This window comes from Leifsonia sp. NPDC058230, assembly GCF_042882245.1.
GTDB lineage: Bacteria > Actinomycetota > Actinomycetes > Actinomycetales > Microbacteriaceae > Leifsonia.
The window spans coordinates 1,099,526-1,115,656 of record NZ_JBHVWM010000001.1 but is presented as its reverse complement, the minus strand read 5'-3'; the positions used below and the strand labels follow the sequence as shown (position 1 = coordinate 1,115,656).

Below are 16,131 nucleotides of genomic sequence, written 5' to 3'. Positions count from 1 at the left end.
GGGTCCTGGTGGAGCACGCGCCGAGTCTGACCGTCACCGACCTGCGTGCGTTGGCCGGGCAGGTCCGCGACCGGCTGGATCAAGACGGGATCCTGCCCCGGGAGCACCGGCAAAAGCAACGGCGGTCGTTGACGATCAGCACCACCACGGATGGGATGACCCACCTCGACTGGTATCTCGACCCGGAATCCGCCGGGTATGTGATCACCGCCATCGACACCGTCGTCGGACACGAACTCCGGAAAGTCCGATTCCACGATGCAGGCGCCGCGCCTGTCACCGCCACCACCACGGCCACCGCCGACAGCGCTGGTGACGACATGCCGGAGTCCCGGAGTATCGCGCAGATCCGCTCCGACGCGGCCGTCGACGTGTTCCGGCACCTCGCCACCTGCACCGCAACGGGAGTGAACAGCAAGCCACCGGTGACCGTCATCGTCCGGATCGGATTGGACGCCCTGCAGTCCGGGGTCGGTGCCGGTGAGATCGACGGGATCCCCACCCCGGTCAGCGCCGGTACCGTGCGGCGGATGGCCGCCGACGCCCACCTCATCCCCACCATCCTCGGCACCCACAGTGAAGTCCTCGACCTCGGCCGCAGCCACCGCCTCTTCACCCGTGCACAGAAACTCGCCCTCGCCGAACGCGACGGCGGCTGTGCGTGGACCGGCTGCCCCCACCCACCCGCCTACACCGAAGCGCACCACATCAGATGGTGGGACGCAGATGCAGGGCCGACAGACCTAGCCAACGGGATCCTGCTCTGCAGCTCACACCACCATCGCGTGCACGATGACAGGTGGGGCATCGAGGTGCGCAACAACATCCCCTACTTCACCCCACCCGCCCACATCGACCCCCACCAACAACCACGACCCGGCGGACGAATACGCCTGGCGAAAGCCGCATGAACCCGCGCCACACGTCCCTCGCCCTTGCCGCGTTGATGTGCCCGCTACGCACACCACCCTGCAAGAAATTCACTACACGGCTGGGCAACCGAACGTTCCGATGCCTCCGGTATGCGCCTGAGCAGGCAGTCAAGCCGGCAGTCAAGCAGGCGGGCAGTCAAGCAGGCGGGCAGTCAGGCAGCCACACAGCCACACAGCCCGTCGGCGTGCGCCCGGGCTCAGACTCCGGTGTCGGCGAGTTCGGCGCCCGCGTGCACCAACTCGGCAAGGGCAGCCTCGGACGACCCCGGAGCGACTCCCGCTACCAGGTCGGTCAGCACGCGCACGCGTTGTCCGTGAGCGAGCGCATCCAGTGCCGACGCGCGAACGCAGTAGTCGGTGGCGAGTCCGGCGACGTCGATGGAATCGATACCGTGCTCGTCCAGCAGGTTGTGCACGGTCGACCCGGCTTCGGTGCGGCCCTCGAAGATCGAGTAGGCGGGCACGCCCTGACCCTTGCGGATGTGGTAGCTCACTTTGTCCGTCTTGAAGGCCGGGTGGTACTCGGCCCCGTTCGAACCGGCCACGCAGTGAACGGGCCAGGTCTCGACGAAGTCCGGTTCGGCATCCGTCGCGAAATGACCACCGTTGTCGTTGTCGCGGTCATGCCAGTCGCGACTGGCCAGAACGATCTTGTAGTCCTGCGCGTGGTCGGCGAGGTAGCGCGTGATCCGCTCGGCGACGGCGGCTCCCCCTGCTACGGCGAGTGCACCACCCTCGGTGAAATCGTTCTGCACGTCGATGATGAACAGAGCCCTGCTCATGGCCGCCTCCGTTCAGTTGTTGGAGAGGTTGTCGCCGCACTTGTAGAAGCCGGTGACGAGCGTGTCGATCGCCTGCTTAGCATTATCGCTGACGGGGCCGAGGGCGAACACAGCGAAGGTGAGCGGGGTGCCGTCGGCGGTGTTGACGATTCCGGACAGGGTGTACCCGTGGGTGATCCAGCCGGTCTTGGCGTGCACGGCACCACGCGCGATGGCGTTGGCGCCGGTGAACCGGCCGTAGCTCGAAGCGAGCGTTCCCGACTTGCCGGAGATGGGCAGACCGTCGTAGACCACGCCGAGTCCGTCCTCGCGGTTCATGACCTTGATGAAGAGCCTGGTCAGGTACGACGGCGGAACGGCGTTGTTGGGGCTCAGCCCCGAACCGTCGGCGATGTGGATGCCGGTGGTGTCGATGCCGTACGGCTTCAATCCGGCGATGACTCCGGCATTCTCGGCGGCGAAGGTGTTGCCTGCGCCGGTCTTGATCGAGACGAGCCGAGCGAGCTCCTCCATGATCGTGTTGTCGGAGACCTTCATCGCCTGGTCGACCAGGGCGGTGACGGGCTGCGACTGCACGACGGCGATCTGCTGCGCACCGGCCGGAGCGGTGCCCTGGGTGACGGGAACGTTGGTGCCGAGGTACTGCTGGAAGTACTGCACGGCGCGTCCGATGGGGTCGGCACTGCGCGGTGACTCGATCGCGGCAGGGTTGTTGCGATCGCCGTCGACCTGGAGGGCGGTGATGTAGGAGGTGGAACCCTCCTGGATGCGCTCGGACTGCTCGTTCCAGCTGGGCTCCCAGACGGGTCCGCCGAACAGGGAGGTGTCGACGACGATCGAGGTGATCGGCTCACCGTTCATGGCGGCGTTGACCTGGTTGGCGAGGTCCTGGATCTTGGGGGCACCGGTGTAGAACGAGTTCTGGCCGGCGGGCAGCCGCGACAGGGTCACGTCCCCACCACCGACGAGGACGACCTGACCGGGCACACTGCCACGGACGACGGTCGTCGAGACGCGGTAGTCCGGCCCGAGGATCTTGAGCGCGGCCGCAGAGGTGAGCGTCTTCAACACACTCGCGGTCGGGCCGGGCTGCGACCCGTTGCGGTCGAACAGCACTTCGCCGGTCTTGGCGTTGACGACCTGGGCTTCGAGGTTGCCGAGGCGTCGATCCTGCGACAGTCCGGCGACGGAGCAGGTGCGCATCCGGCTCGCAGCGGGCGCGTTGGCGGGCACCGGCCGAACCGGCGCGGCAGACTTGGTGGGCACGGGGGTCTTCGATGCCGACGGTGTGGCCGACGAGGTCGACAGCCCGGCGGCCTCGGCTGAGCCGACCGTGGCACCCAGCGCGACCGTGCCGCCGCCGAGGATGACGAAGGCGGCGGAGGCGGCTGCGATGATCCACGCGCGCGGATGACGCCGGATGGTGGTCAGGATGCCCGTCAGCGGTGACGTCCTCGCCTCGGCCGACTTGCGCGCAGCACGGGTCACCGGCTCGGCGGGCTCACCCGGGACGGACGAACCGGGCGTGGGCGAGCCCGGTGTCGGGACGATGGGGGTGGGGATGCTCGCCGTGTCACCCGAGGGGTCGCCGGGCAGGCCAGGGTCAGGCTGGTCCGATTCGCGCATTCGGGCATATTACAGGCGTTCTCTGGGAGCGTCACTCGGGAAGCACCAGAAATCGCAGCCGCGTGGGGATAGCGTGCAACGCGCGCCGCGCCTACTGTCGCAGTCAGGCGGACATCGAACTGGAGACCGCCTTCCTCGACGCACTCGACTCTCCGATGCCCCAGGGGGCCACCAACCCGGCCCTCCCCCCGAATCACTGGGGCCGGGCGAAGCGAAGGAGAGGAAGATGGCGCGAAACAACGACCCACCGACCGCGCCGAAAGAGCGACGATTCTGGCGTGCGAGCGACTGGCTCGACGGGAAACTGCTTCCCATGCTCGGTCCGCCACCGCTCGGGCCGTACAGCGACCCGTCCACGCAGGACCCGCTCGACGCGACCTGTCCGCTGTGCAGCGCACCGATGCGGGACCACGAGATCGAACGGGACGGGCACCACTCGTACCTGCACTGCCCCGGGAACAGCCGACAGGTGCAGGAAACGGGGCGCGAGTGACTATTCGCTGATCGAGCGCGCGGACGTCAGCCCGCGGACATCAGCCCGCGGCCTTCTTCACGAGCGCGCCGATCTTCGCCTCGTCGTCGGCGGTCAGCGTCGTGAGACCGTAGGCGGTAGGCCACATGGTGCCGTCGTCGAGCTTCGCCGTGTCGTTGAAGCCGAGAGTCGCGTACCTCGTCTTGAACTTGCGCGCGGGCTGGAAGAAGCACAGGACCTTGCCGTCCTTGGCGTAGGCGGGCATCCCGTACCAGAGCTTCGGCGTCAGGGCCGGCGCGCTGGCTGTGATGATCGCGTGGAGCCGCTCGGCGACCTCGCGATCCGGTTGCTCCATCTCGGCGATCTTCGCCAGCACGTCGCTTTCGCCAGCCGCCGCCGCGGCGCGCGGCCCACGGCGTGCGGCCGCCTTGAGCTCCCCCGAGCGCTCCTTCATCGCCGCTCGTTCTTCGTCTGTGAACCCCACGGACGGCTCACTGTCGGCGGCGGTGCCCTCGTCGGTCTTGCGGGTGTCGTTCATGGCAACTTCCCCTTCTCTGATCGCCTGTGATCTTCTTCGATCTTCTGTGATCCGATGACCCCATGGTAGGGACCCATCCCCTTCACGGCTTCTCCAGAACTGCTCGACCGGGGCCGGGGCCGCGTCAGCGAAGCGGCCGCCCGACCAGCCGCGAGGTCAGCGAATGGAGCCGTTCCTGGAATCCGGGGTCGTCGGCGATCGGGTTTGGCGCGGCCGGCGATGACTCGTCGAGGTAGGTGCCGCTGGGCACATCCGCACTCATCGCCGCCTCCAGGTTCGCTGCTCCGTGCTCGACGGAGTCGCCACCCGAACCGAACATCGCGTGGAGCAGCCCGGTCGAGATGACACCGGGATGCACACTGACGACCGTCTGCGGAATCCGCGCGGCCAGCGAGCGGCTGGCGGTCACGATGGCGAGCTTCGAGCGCGAGTACGCGGCGACCGCGCTGTACGGCTGCCGCTCGAAGTCGAGGTCGTCGAGGTCGAGCACCGCCGAATAGTGGGTGGCCGACGCCGTGTTCACGATCCTGGCTCCGTCGGGCATCGCCGCGAGAAGCAGGTCGGTCAGCAGTGCCCCGGCCAGATAGTTGACCTGGAAGGTGACCTCGACGCCGTCCGTGGTGCGCGCGAATCTCCCCGGACCGGGGATCGCGGCGTTGTTGATCAGGACATCCGGCGGGCCGAGGTCGAGAATGCGGGATGCGAGTCGCTCGACCTCGCCCAGTTCCCGGAAGTCAGCGCTCAGGTAGCGAGCTCCGGGTAGGGCGTTCACGGCGGACGGCGGGTCCGCATCCGGCCCCTGGAGCACGAGAACGTCGACGTCGCTGAGCCGTCGGGCGAGCGCGAGCCCGATTCCCGAAGTCGCTCCTGTCAAAACCACGTACGACATAGCACCTCACTCCGTGATCGGAATGGCGACTGTCTCGAGGATACTTCTGGAGCCGCCCAAGGGAATCGAACCCTTGACCTTCTCATTACGAGTGAGATGCTCTGCCGACTGAGCTAGGGCGGCGTGGGTCTGCTCTGACGAGCGCGACGCACAGCTAGATAGCTTACCCGATCCGCCGGGGCGGTTCGGACCATCCTCAGCGCACGTGGGCGCTGAGCGTCTGCAGCTGGGCGAAGGAGCTGCGGAGGCGATCGGCGAGGGGTTCGACTCCGCCATGGTCGGCCCAGCACGACCACGCGTGCCGCATCCCGGCGAACGAGACGTAGGTGACGAGTCGCGCACGCTGGTGCAGCGTTTCGGGATCGTCGAGGAGCGCGGGGTCGTCGTGGGCGAGACGGCGTTGGACAATGCTGCTGAGCGCGTCCTCGAACTGGTGCATGCTCGCCATGCGCTGGGCGAAGAGTTCCGGGTTGTCTTTGAGCAGGGCCCGCCGCAGCGTGTGGAGCTCCTTCACGGTGCGTGCTGTGTCGCTTCCGGCATCCGCATCGCCGGCCAGCTCCCCGGTGTCGATCGCCGCGATGAGGAGGTCGCTGATGCCGTCGAGAATGGGCTCCGGACCGGCGGTGACGAAGCGTTCGATGCGGGCCTCGTCGGGCAGTTCGGGCAGTTCGCCGATGATCGCCGACTCTTTGGACGGGAAGTAGTTGAAGAACGTGCGCGGCGAGACGTTGGCCACGTGGCTGATCTCGTCGATGGTGACCCGGTCGAAACCCCGCTCACTCGCCAGTTCGACCGCGGCCAATTGGATGGCGCGTCGCGTCGCCAGGCGCTTGCGTTCGCGCAGACCCAGCTCTTCCTCAGCCACACTCATAATGCAATTATTGCATTCGATGCAAACTTGCACCACTTAGTCTTCGAGGATGCTCAGCAGGTCTTTCCGTCGGGCGGAATCGTGCCCTTCACCAGAAAGTCGTCGACCGCGTCGTTCACGCACGAATTCGACTTGTTGTACGCCGTGTGACCCTCGCCCTTGTAGGTGAGGAGGTGGCCGTTCTCCAGCTCGCTCGCGAGGTTCTTGGCCCATACGTACGGGGTCGCCGGGTCGTTGGTGGTGCCGACGACGAGGATGGGCGCCGAGCCCTTCGCCGCGATCGGGCCGCGCTCGTAGGTGCTCTTGTACGGCCAGTTGCTGCAGCCGATGTCTCCGTACGCCATGTACGGGCCGATCACCGGGGCATCCTTCGCGAGTTCGGCCGCCTGCTGGCGCATCACCGCCGGGTCGTCGTCATATGTGTAGTCGAGGCAGTTGATCGCCATGAACGCTTCGGTGGAGTTGTCTCCGTACGTTCCGTCCTGCTGCCGGTTGTTGTACGCGTCGGCGAGGGTGAACGCGAACTTCGCATCCCCCTTCATCACCGAGGTGAACATGTCGGTCAGGTACGACCACGCCGTCGCGTCGTAGAGCGGGTAGATGATCGCCGTCACGAGTGTGTTCGCGCCCAGTTCTCGGCCGTCGCTGTTGCGGATGGGGCTCCGCTCAACGGCGGCGAGCAGGCTGGCGATGGTCGCCATGCCGTCGTCGACACTGCCCGAGAACGGGCAGTTCTTCGGCTTCTTGAGGCAATCCGCGAGGTAGGAGCGCAGGGCGCTCTCAAAGCCTTGGGCCTGCACCTTGGTGACGTCGAAGTTGCTCGCGGCGGGATCGAGTGCGCCGTCGAGCACGAGACGCCCGGTCTTGCCCGGGTACAGGTCGGCGTAGATCGCGCCGAGGTACGTGCCGTACGAGTAGCCGAGGTAGTTCAGCTTCTTGTCGCCGAGGATCGAGCGCAGCAGGTCGAGGTCTCGGGCGGCGCTGATCGTGTCGACGCGAGCGAGCAGTGGGCCCGTGTTCTGACTGCAGGCGTCACCGAAGGCCTTCGAGCTGGCCACGTTGTTCGCGATCCACGCATCCGAGCCGCGTACCCCGGGAGTTATCGCGTACAGATACTCGTCCATCTGTTTCGCGTCGTAGCACTTGACCGCGGTCGATCGCCCGACTCCGCGCGGATCGAAGCCCACGACGTCGAAATTGTTCTGCAGGTTGGAGTCCGTCGCGTAGTCGACCGAGTTCGCGACGAAGTCGTAGCCGGAGCCGCCCGGTCCCCCGGGGTTGACGAGCAGGGAGCCCTGCTTGGTGCCCCGGGCGGTTTGACGGATGAGCGCGAGATCGACCTCGCCGGCCGACGGGTTCTTCCAGTCGAGCGGTGCCTTCGCGGTGGCGCACTGCTTGCCGCTGGAGCAGCTCTTCCAATCGAGCACCTGGTCGTAGAACGGCTTGAGGTCGGCGGCGACACTCTCCTTCACCGGGGTCGACGTCTGCGACGTCGTGGCCGGGAGGAACCAGGTCACGCATCCGGTCAGCGTGAGCGCGGTGATCGCCGCGATCGCGATGAGGACGGTGCGAGCGCCTCGGCGGCTCAGCCCCCGGCGGTCGGGTCGGGTCGTCACGGAGTTGTCCCCTTTCCAGTGGCTCCGCGCAGGATGCTCGTGAGCATCGCCTCGAGCGCGAGAGCCGGCGCGACATTGGACTCGATCCGCTGGCGCGCCGTCGCGATGGCGTCCATTGCGGCGAGCGTAGCGGCGGGAGTCGTGTGAGCGCTGAGAAGGTCGAGCCTGTCGCGCAATTCGACGTTCACGAGCTCACTGGCGCTGCCGAGCTGCAGCATCATCACGTCGCGGTAGAGCGAGAGCAGGTCGACGAGGATGCGGTCGATCCCGTCGCGCAGACTGCGCGTCGCACGGCGCTTCTGGTCTTCCTCCAGCTGACGCAGCTGCGAGCGCAGGGCCGGCGGGATGGTGGCCCCGGGTTCGATCCCGAGTGAGCGGAGCGCGTGCTCGCGTTCCTCCGCGTCCCGTTCCTCGGTGATCGCCTTGGCGTCTGCCCCGGCGATCTCGAGCATGGTGGCGGCCGCTTGGACCGCATCCGACACCGAGCGGATGCCGAGGGCGAGTCGCAGCGTATCGTCGCGGCGACGACGGGCCTCCTCGTTGGTGGCGAGGCGGTGCGCCATGCCGATGTGGCTCTGCGCGTGCCGGGCCGCCCGCTCTGCGGCGACGGGATCCACTCCGTCGCGGCGCTCTATCAGCTGGGCGACGTCGGCGACGCTCGGAACGCGCAGGCGCACGGTGCGCACGCGGGAACGGATGGTCGGGATCAGGTCGGCGTCGCTGGGAGCGCAGAGAATCCACACGGTGCGCTCGGGCGGCTCCTCAAGGGCCTTCAGCAGCACGTTCGAGGTTCGCTCGCTCATCCGGTCGGCATCTTCGATGATCATGACCCGGTAGCGACCGACGGACGGCGAGAACTGGGAGCTCGCGACGAGCGAACGCACCTCCTCGATGGAGATGATGACGCGTTCGGTGCTCAGCACCGCGAGGTCGGGATGTGTTCGCGCCTCCACCTGCCGCTGCGCGGCGAGATCGCCGTCGGGCGTGCCCGGGCTGAGCAGCGCGGTCGCAAAGGCGAAGGCGAGATTGGAGCGGCCGGACCCGGGAGGCCCGGTGATCAGCCAGGAGTGGGTCATGGCGCCGCCGGACACCGCCGTCGAGCCGGCCGCACCGCTGCGGCTTCCGCCCGCCGCTGCCGATCGGAAGATGGCAATGGCGTCATCCTGACCCGTCAGGTCGTCCCACACTGCCATGCCTTCAAGGCTAGCGTTCGCCGCGGACACTGAGCGGCTCAGAGTCGCGGTGCGAGGCGCTGCCGGATGTCGGCGGCGATCTCCTCGACCGGACGGGATGCGTCGACGACGAGGAAGCGCGCGGGTTCTGCCGCGGCCAGCTCGAGGTAGGCGGCGCGTACGCGGGCGTGGAACTCGCCCTTCTCCGCCTCCAGGCGGTCGTACCGGGTTCGCGACGTGTCGAGCCGGGCGCGTGCGGTCGTCTCGTCGAGGTCGAGCAGGATCGTCAGATCGGGCAGGAGGCCTCCCGTGGCCCAGAGCGACAGCCTGCGGATCTCATCGGGGTCGAGCACTCGCCCGGCGCCCTGGTAGGCGACGGACGAGTCGATGTACCTGTCCTGCAGCACGACGTCGCCACGAGCCAGGGCGGGACGCACGAGCGTCTCCACGTGGTGCGCGCGGTCGGCCGCGTAGAGGAGGGCTTCCGCACGCGGCGCGATGTCACCGCGGTGATGCAGCACGATCTCCCGGATCTCGACCCCGGCATCCGTGCCCCCGGGCTCGCGCGTGCGCACGACGGTGCGCCCGAGCTCGGTCAGCCACTGCTCGAGGAGGGCAGCCTGCGTGGACTTCCCGGATCCGTCGCCGCCCTCGAGTGTGATGAACAGCCCGGACCGTTGCTGCTCTTCGGTCACTCGCCTGCCGACTTCTGCGCGGCAGCCGTCTTGGCGGCGGTCGTCTTGGCGGCAGGGGTCTTCTTAGCAGCCGTGGCCTTGGCCGTCGTCGCCTTGGCGGCGGGAGCCTTCTTCGCCGGGGCCTTCTTCGCCGGGGCTTTCTTCGCCGGAGCCTTCTTCGCCGGAGCCTTCTTCGCCGGGCCTTTGGCGCGCTTGTCGGCGAGGATCTGCACTGCGCGGTCGAAGTCGACTTCCTCGACCATTTCGCCGCGCGGGATCGTCGCGTTCGTCTCGCCGTCGGTCACGTAGGGCCCGAACCGACCGTCTTTGATCTTGATCGGCTTACCGCTCACCGGGTCGGCTTCGAACTCTTTCAGGGCACTCGAAGCACGGCGGTTGCCGTATTTCGGCTGCGAGAAGAGTTCCAGAGCACCGGCCAGGTCGATGTCGAAGATGTCGTCTTCGCTCGTCAGCGATCGGGTGTCCGCGCCCTTCTTCAAGTAGGGACCGTAGCGCCCGTTCTGCGCCTGGATCTCTTCGCCACTGTCGGGGTCGGCGCCGACCGTGCGCGGCAAGTCGAGGAGCTTCAGTGCCGTGCCGAGGTCCAGGGACGCCAGATCCATCGACTTGAAGAGGGATGCCGTGCGCGGTTTCACCGCGGCCGCCTTCTTGGTCGTCTTCTTCTTCGGCGCCTCGGTGACCTCGCCGGTCGCGGTGTCGACCTGAGTGGCTTCGCTCGCCTCGGGTTCCGGATCGAGCTCGGTGACGTACGGGCCGAAGCGTCCGTCCTTGGCGACGACGTTCTTTCCGTTGTCGGGGTTCAGCCCGAGCACACGGTCGGTCTGCACCGGCGCGTCGATCAGTTCGCGGGCCTTGGCGGGGGTGAGCTCATCGGGGGCCAGCTCCGGCGGGATGTTCACGCGACGCGGGGTCGCATCCTCCGCGGCGCCGTCCTCGATCACTTCGAGGTAGGGGCCGTACTTGCCGATGCGCAGCGTCAGGCCGTCATCGATCGCGATCGAGTTGATGCCTCGTGCGTCGATGTCGCCGAGGTTGTCGATGACGCGGCGGAGCCCCTTGTGCTTCGCGCTGCCGAAGTAGAAGCTGCTCAGCCAGTCGACCCGTTCGGCTTCGCCGTCGGCGATGCGGTCGAGATCGTTCTCCATCTCGGCGGTGAAGTCGTACTCCACCAGGTCGCCGAAGTAGTCCTCCAGCAATCGGACTACGGAGAAGGCCACCCAGCTCGGCACGAGAGCCTGCCCTCGGGGAGTGACGTATCCGCGGTCGACGATCGTCGAGATGATGCTCGCGAACGTCGAGGGACGCCCGATCCCGAGCTCTTCCAGGGTCTTGACCAGGCTCGCCTCGGTGTAGCGCGGCGGAGGCGTGGTCTCGTGCCCGTCGGCTTCGACGTCGTCGACTGCGAGCACCTGCCCGACGACCAGCGGCGGAAGCTTCGCCTCGCTCGGTTCGGCGTTGGCGTTGCGCTCCTCGTCTTTGCCCTCTTCATAGGCGTTGAGGAAGCCACGGAAGGTGATGACCGTTCCGCTGGCCGTGAACTCGGCGACCGTTCCGTCGTCGACACCTTCTGTGATCGCGGCCTCGACGGTGACGGATGCGGTCTGACCCTTCGCGTCCGCCATCTGGGATGCGACGGTGCGCTTCCAGATCAGGTCGTACAGCTTGAAGTCGTTGCCACGCAGCACCGAGGAGAGCTCGGAGGGCGTGCGGAAGGTCTCGCCGGAGGGACGGATCGCCTCGTGCGCCTCTTGAGCGTTCTTGCTCTTCGAGGCGTAGGTGCGCGGCTTTTCTGGCACCGTCTCGGGGCCGTACAGCTTGGCCGCTTGCGTGCGCGCCGCGTTCGTCGCCTGCTGCGAGAGCGAGGCGGAGTCGGTGCGCATATAGGTGATGTAGCCGTTCTCGTACAGCGACTGTGCGACGCTCATCGTCTGACGCGCGGAGAAGCGCAGCTTGCGGGCCGCCTCCTGCTGCATCGTGGACGTCGTGAACGGGGCCGCCGGCCGACGCGAGTACGGCTTCGACTCGACCTTGCCCACGGTGACCCTGGTGCTGTCGAGGGCGATCGACTCTGCGAGCGTGCGTGCGGCGGCCTCGTCGAGCGTGCGCGCCGAGGACGTCAGCTGACCGCGGTCGTCGAAGTCGCGACCTGTGGCGACCCGCTCTCCCGACAGGCGAGCGAGTCGTGCTTCGAACCCGGTTGAGGATTCAGCTGCGCCGGCTTCGGGTGTGAAGTGCGCGGTGAGTCCCCAGTATGACGCGGCGACGAACGCGAGGCGCTCGCGCTCCCGGTCGACGACGAGCCTGGTTGCGGCGGACTGCACGCGTCCGGCGGACAGTCCTGGTCCCACCTTGCGCCAGAGCACGGGCGACACTTCGTAGCCGTACAGCCGGTCGAGGATGCGTCTGGTCTCTTGCGCATCCACCAGGGCCATGTCGATGTCACGCGTGTTCTCGCGCGCCTTCTCGATCGCTTCGCGGGTGATCTCGTGGAACACCATCCGCTTGACCGGTACTTTCGGCTTGAGCTCTTGGATGAGATGCCAGGCGATGGCCTCCCCTTCGCGGTCTTCATCAGTCGCGAGGACGAGTTCGTCGGCTGTCTTGAGCGCGCGCTTGAGGTCGGCGACGGTCTTCTTCTTCTGGTCCGAGACGACGTAGTACGGCTCGAAGTCGTTCTCGACGTCGACGGAGAACTTGCCGAGCGAGCCCTTCTTGAGTTCGGGCGGGAGGTTCTTGGGTTCGATGAGGTCGCGGATGTGTCCGACCGAGGCCATGACCTCGTATCCCTCGCCCAAGTACTGGGCGATGGATTTCACCTTGTTCGGAGACTCGACGATGACGAGTTTCTTCGTGTCAGACACCTGATTCCTCTTATATACGCGCTGTCTTAAACAGCTGAACGTCCGTAAACGCGCTCCCCCTGACGCCGCACCCCTGCGGCGAGCTGGGCCACACGGCCCGTCAGGCACACCATACACACCCGAGCCGCTTGTGTGCCTAATCCTCATCCACCCGTTCGCCCTGGGCGCAGCCCTTGCGGTTGCTCGTGACGGGGGGAAAATGACGTGTATGGCTACAACTTCAACGACGACGTACACCGCCAAGCTCACCGACGGCCCTCTCGAGGGTTCGACCGTCACCACAGAATTCCTCGACGCCGGAGTCCCCCGCCCGCGCCTCGAGTTGCCCTCCAGCGCGGGCAGCAAGCGCTACGTCTACATCCGCTCCTCCGGTATCGAATTCGCTTCTGACAATGCCCTCGACGACCGCCCGAGCGCGGTCGAATACCGCTACCTCGAGGCGATCTTCGAGTGACCACCGGGACTCACCGCCACGCACTCCACCCACCTCGCATCGCCCAGTGTCACCGGGAGCCCGGCGGTCCGGCTCGCGCCCCGACCTCGACCCCGAATCCCAGATAGCTGAGCGAGGCGGTGACTGTAGCGACCGCACCGTCGACCTCGCAGGCGCCGAGGCGTGCCCCATTGGCTCGGACCACTCGTTCGGCCTCAGAGCACGGCGACCCGGGAAGGGCACCGCTCGCCACGTCGGCTGCCGCGAGCGCTGCCAGGTCCGCCGTTCCGGCGACACGCTGCTTCGCAACGGCCGCCCCGGCTGCCGCGATCGCTCCGCCGCTCAGGCAGACCAGTGCGGCGACGATTCCGAGAGCGAGCACCGTTGCCGATCCACGCTCGCCGTCTCTCGACGTGACGCCTGCCGCGCTCGCCCCCCTTACTCTCATTCCTCTACCTCTCATTCCTCTACCTCTCTTCCGTCGTCGATCGCGCACGCCCGTGCCGTCGTCTCGACACCCAACGCTCCGATACCGGCCACCGAGCTCGTGCCGGACAGACGCACACAGCGGAGGCCGTCTTCTTCGGTGGAGACATACGACGATGCACCGGAGCGCGCGACGACTGAGGCCGGATCATCTCCGCGGCCGAGCATCCGTGCGGCGACCGCTGCTGCGTCGCTGAGCCGGATCTGTTGCACCGCCACCTGCATCGCCCCGAGGCACACGGCAAGACACACGAGCACCGCGGGCAGCGCGACCGCGAACTCCGCGGTCACGCTGCCTCGCTCGTTCGCTCGATCATCCGGCCGTCGAGAGCGCACGTCTGACCAACTCGGTGAGGACGCCCCGCACCTCGTCTCCGCGCAAGAGGACGACGAGCAGCCCCGCGAATCCCACAGCCGCCATCGTGGCGACGGCGTACTCCGCGGTGGCGGACCCGCGTTCGTCACGTATCAGTGTGCTCAGGTTCATTTGATTCCCTTCCTTCTTACCGACCGCCGATACTCCATCGGCGTCCTTCTATCGTCACGGGACACATCCGTCGTTGCCCCGGCCCGCGAAAACCGGTGGAGAACGGTCAAAAGCTGCCGATTGTGGAGGAGACGATGCTCAGGATGACCGGAGCGACCCCCAGCAGCATGAAACTGGGCAGCACGCACACCCCCAGTGGCAGCATGAGCCGCACCGCGAGAGCTGCGGCCGCGCGTTTGCCGTCGGCACGCGCATCCCGTCGGGCCTGCACGGCTTCGCTCCGCAAGAGATCGACCGCCGGCGCACCTGCCCGCTCAGCCAGCCCGAGGATGCGCTCGAGCCCGGACGCCTGCGGCACGGTCATTCCGAAGGCGGCCGATGCCTCCCGCACCACCGCCTTGGCGCGTTCAACGGACACTCCCCCTGTGAGCGCCACCGCGATCAGGTCGAGGTCGATGCCGGCCACGGCCGAGGTCGGCGACGCGCGCCGGGTAAGTGCGCGAGTCCAGAGCCGACCGCCGAGGAGCAAGGCGACGCCGACGACGAGCATCCCCAAGCCCACCACGCCGCCCAGCAGCGTTCCGGCGATGTCGACGCCCATCAGCATCCCGAGCAGCACTCCCGCCACCGGCAGCCAGCCGACGAGCCGAGCTGTCGATCGCGGACCGGTCAGACCCACGTCGATGTCACGTTCCGTCTCGGCTCGATCCCGCAAGGCGGTCGCCAGCTGACGCAGACTCGGCGCGAGCGGCGCACCGGATGCGTCCGCCACAGCCCAGGCCGCGGCCAGTGCCCGCCACGCCTCACTGCCGACTCCTCGCAGCACGCCGGTCGAGCCGAACGCTTCGGCCGGCCGCGCACCGTGACCGACGGCGCTGGAGACGGCTGCGGCCACCGGATGCGGGGAGAACTCTGCGACGTAGGCCCACGCCGACTCCGGAGCGATCCCCGCGTCGAGGAGCATCGCCAACCGTTCGACGACCCCCGCCGCTTCGTCACTCTCCAGGCCGGGCCTCACCCGGGGCATGCTCGATCACCCCCAGGCGTCCGTCGTCCCGAACGTTGAGTCGCGCGAATCCTGCGACTCTGCGCATTCCGTGGACTCGTTCGACGTGGACGACGAGCCCGATCGCGCTGACGGCCTGTCGCGCGAGCGCATGCTCGCCGAGACCGGCCAGCGCGCCGAGCGCCTCCAACCGCGCGGGAACATCGGGAAGGGAGTTCGCGTGCAGAGTCCCCGCGCCGCCGTCGTGCCCCGTGTTCAGGGCGGAGAGGAGGTCTTGCACCTCAGCACCGCGGCACTCTCCGAGAACGAGCCGATCGGGGCGCATCCTCAACGCCTCGCGAACGAGGCGGCGCAAGTCGACTCCGCCGGCACCCTCCAGGTTGGGCTGCCGCGTTTGGAGCCCGACGACGTGCGGATGGTCGACCCGCAGTTCGGCGACGTCCTCGATGAGGACGAGTCGCTCATCCGGAGGGGCGTGCGAGAGCAGGGCAGCGAGCATGGTCGTCTTGCCTGCCCCTCCCGCGCCGGTGATGAGCAGGTTCGTGCGCAGGGCGATGGCGCTCAGGAGGACAGCGTTCTGGGACGGTGAGATCGAGCCGGCCGCGAGCAGATCCGGCAACCGCGGACGGTGCGGGCTCGGGATGCGGATCGACAGCAGCGTGCCGCGGGTCGAGACCGGCGGCAGCACGGCGTGCACCCGCACACTGCCCTCGAGCCGCACATCCATGAACGGGGTCGCTTCGTCGATGTGACGACCTCCGCGGGCGATGAGCCGCACGGCGAGCTCCCTCGTCGCGCGTTCGTCGGCGACCCATCCGTCGAGCCGTTGGAGACCGCGTGGGCCTCCGTCGACCCAGAGTTCACCCTCGCCGTTGATGAAGAGGTCAGTGATGCCGCCGCGCATGAGGTAGGGCGCGAGCGGCCCGAACGTATGCCAGGGCGTCGGCGGATCGGCCGCGGCTGTCGGGACGGTGGCGGGAGTGCGTCGATCCTGGCTGTGCATCCTCCGACGCTAGGAGGGGAAACAGCCCGTTGATGAGCAGCATCCAGACCGGTGGACAACTCCCGGCGCGCCTTGCCTGTGGAGGAAGGTGAGCTTCGTGATCGACGCGGAAAGCGTCGGAACCAACCGGACATGTAGCGGCGGTTAAAAAGAGGGGGGCCGCACCTATTGGGGGGAACAGGTGCGGCCACTACGGCGCATGATTGGGGGGAATCGTTTGCGCCGCACGCCAGAATTAATATTCGGCCGTGGATTAGTTTAC

The 16,131-nt window shown here is 67.5% G+C and carries 17 protein-coding genes and 1 tRNA gene; 3 read left to right on the top strand and 15 right to left on the bottom strand.

The genetic code is table 11. The features are described from left to right. Nucleotides 1–911: DUF222 domain-containing protein (locus ACFVV0_RS05595; protein WP_387059386.1), on the top strand; the 911-nt coding region annotated here is incomplete at its 5' end. Nucleotides 912–1,129: 218 nt separating this feature from the next. On the opposite strand, the gene ACFVV0_RS05590 is transcribed toward ACFVV0_RS05595, so the two are convergent. Beyond that, nucleotides 1,130–1,714 (bottom strand): isochorismatase family protein, encoded by a 585-nt coding sequence (locus ACFVV0_RS05590; protein WP_387059383.1) that lies wholly within the window; start codon nucleotides 1,712–1,714, stop codon nucleotides 1,130–1,132. Nucleotides 1,715–1,726: 12 nt separating this feature from the next. Next, nucleotides 1,727–3,340 carry a D-alanyl-D-alanine carboxypeptidase gene (locus ACFVV0_RS05585; RefSeq protein ID WP_387059380.1) on the bottom strand — a complete coding sequence of 538 codons (1,614 nt, stop codon included), beginning with the start codon at nucleotides 3,338–3,340 and terminating at the stop codon, nucleotides 1,727–1,729. 226 nt (nucleotides 3,341–3,566) lie between these two features. On the opposite strand from ACFVV0_RS05585, the gene ACFVV0_RS05580 reads away from it, so the two are divergent. Continuing rightward, nucleotides 3,567–3,833, top strand: a complete 267-nt coding sequence (locus tag ACFVV0_RS05580) for a hypothetical protein (protein WP_387059377.1) — start codon at nucleotides 3,567–3,569, stop codon at nucleotides 3,831–3,833. 40 nt (nucleotides 3,834–3,873) lie between these two features. Here the strand turns inward: ACFVV0_RS05580 and ACFVV0_RS05575 are convergent, their stop codons facing one another. From ACFVV0_RS05575 to topA, 8 genes are all read right to left on the bottom strand, one after another. Next, nucleotides 3,874–4,350, bottom strand: coding sequence for an iron chaperone (locus ACFVV0_RS05575; protein WP_387059374.1), 477 nt, complete (start codon nucleotides 4,348–4,350; stop codon nucleotides 3,874–3,876). Between the two features lie 124 nt (nucleotides 4,351–4,474). Further along, nucleotides 4,475–5,230, bottom strand: coding sequence for an SDR family NAD(P)-dependent oxidoreductase (locus tag ACFVV0_RS05570; protein ID WP_387059371.1), 756 nt, complete (start codon nucleotides 5,228–5,230; stop codon nucleotides 4,475–4,477). 56 nt (nucleotides 5,231–5,286) lie between these two features. Then, a tRNA-Thr gene (locus ACFVV0_RS05565) sits at nucleotides 5,287–5,362 on the bottom strand. 73 nt (nucleotides 5,363–5,435) lie between these two features. Further along, nucleotides 5,436–6,110 (bottom strand): TetR family transcriptional regulator, encoded by a 675-nt coding sequence (locus ACFVV0_RS05560; protein ID WP_387059368.1) that lies wholly within the window; start codon nucleotides 6,108–6,110, stop codon nucleotides 5,436–5,438. 53 nt (nucleotides 6,111–6,163) lie between these two features. Continuing rightward, nucleotides 6,164–7,726, bottom strand: a complete 1,563-nt coding sequence (locus ACFVV0_RS05555; protein ID WP_387059365.1) for an alpha/beta hydrolase — start codon at nucleotides 7,724–7,726, stop codon at nucleotides 6,164–6,166. Then, nucleotides 7,723–8,919 (bottom strand): DNA polymerase III subunit delta', encoded by a 1,197-nt coding sequence (locus tag ACFVV0_RS05550; protein ID WP_387059362.1) that lies wholly within the window; start codon nucleotides 8,917–8,919, stop codon nucleotides 7,723–7,725. Before ACFVV0_RS05550 ends, ACFVV0_RS05555 begins: the two co-directional genes overlap by 4 nt. 38 nt (nucleotides 8,920–8,957) lie before the next feature. Continuing rightward, complete coding sequence (gene tmk, locus ACFVV0_RS05545) at nucleotides 8,958–9,593, bottom strand: dTMP kinase (protein WP_387059359.1); 636 nt, start codon at nucleotides 9,591–9,593, stop codon at nucleotides 8,958–8,960. Continuing rightward, on the bottom strand, nucleotides 9,590–12,454 hold the full coding sequence (gene topA, locus ACFVV0_RS05540; protein WP_387059356.1) for a type I DNA topoisomerase: 2,865 nt from the start codon (nucleotides 12,452–12,454) through the stop codon (nucleotides 9,590–9,592). Before topA ends, tmk begins: the two co-directional genes overlap by 4 nt. A 208-nt stretch (nucleotides 12,455–12,662) precedes the next feature. Here topA and ACFVV0_RS05535 point away from each other — a divergent pair, with 208 nt between their 5' ends. Beyond that, a complete protein-coding gene (locus ACFVV0_RS05535) occupies nucleotides 12,663–12,908 on the top strand; it encodes a hypothetical protein (RefSeq protein ID WP_387059353.1) in 246 nt (81 codons plus the stop codon). Between the two features lie 49 nt (nucleotides 12,909–12,957). Here ACFVV0_RS05535 and ACFVV0_RS05530 read toward each other — a convergent pair whose 3' ends face one another. From ACFVV0_RS05530 to ACFVV0_RS05510, 5 genes are all read right to left on the bottom strand, one after another. Beyond that, on the bottom strand, nucleotides 12,958–13,335 hold the full coding sequence (locus tag ACFVV0_RS05530; protein WP_387059350.1) for an Rv3654c family TadE-like protein: 378 nt from the start codon (nucleotides 13,333–13,335) through the stop codon (nucleotides 12,958–12,960). 11 nt (nucleotides 13,336–13,346) lie between these two features. After that, entirely contained in the window at nucleotides 13,347–13,664 is a 318-nt protein-coding gene (locus ACFVV0_RS05525; RefSeq protein WP_387059347.1) for a TadE family type IV pilus minor pilin, read from the bottom strand. Nucleotides 13,665–13,686: 22 nt separating this feature from the next. After that, nucleotides 13,687–13,860 carry a DUF4244 domain-containing protein gene (locus tag ACFVV0_RS05520; RefSeq protein WP_387059344.1) on the bottom strand — a complete coding sequence of 58 codons (174 nt, stop codon included), beginning with the start codon at nucleotides 13,858–13,860 and terminating at the stop codon, nucleotides 13,687–13,689. Between the two features lie 106 nt (nucleotides 13,861–13,966). Further along, entirely contained in the window at nucleotides 13,967–14,878 is a 912-nt protein-coding gene (locus ACFVV0_RS05515; protein ID WP_387059341.1) for a type II secretion system F family protein, read from the bottom strand. Next, complete coding sequence (locus tag ACFVV0_RS05510; RefSeq protein WP_387059337.1) at nucleotides 14,856–15,869, bottom strand: TadA family conjugal transfer-associated ATPase; 1,014 nt, start codon at nucleotides 15,867–15,869, stop codon at nucleotides 14,856–14,858. The genes ACFVV0_RS05515 and ACFVV0_RS05510 overlap by 23 nt, the downstream gene beginning before the upstream one ends. Nucleotides 15,870–16,131 lie beyond the last annotated feature (262 nt).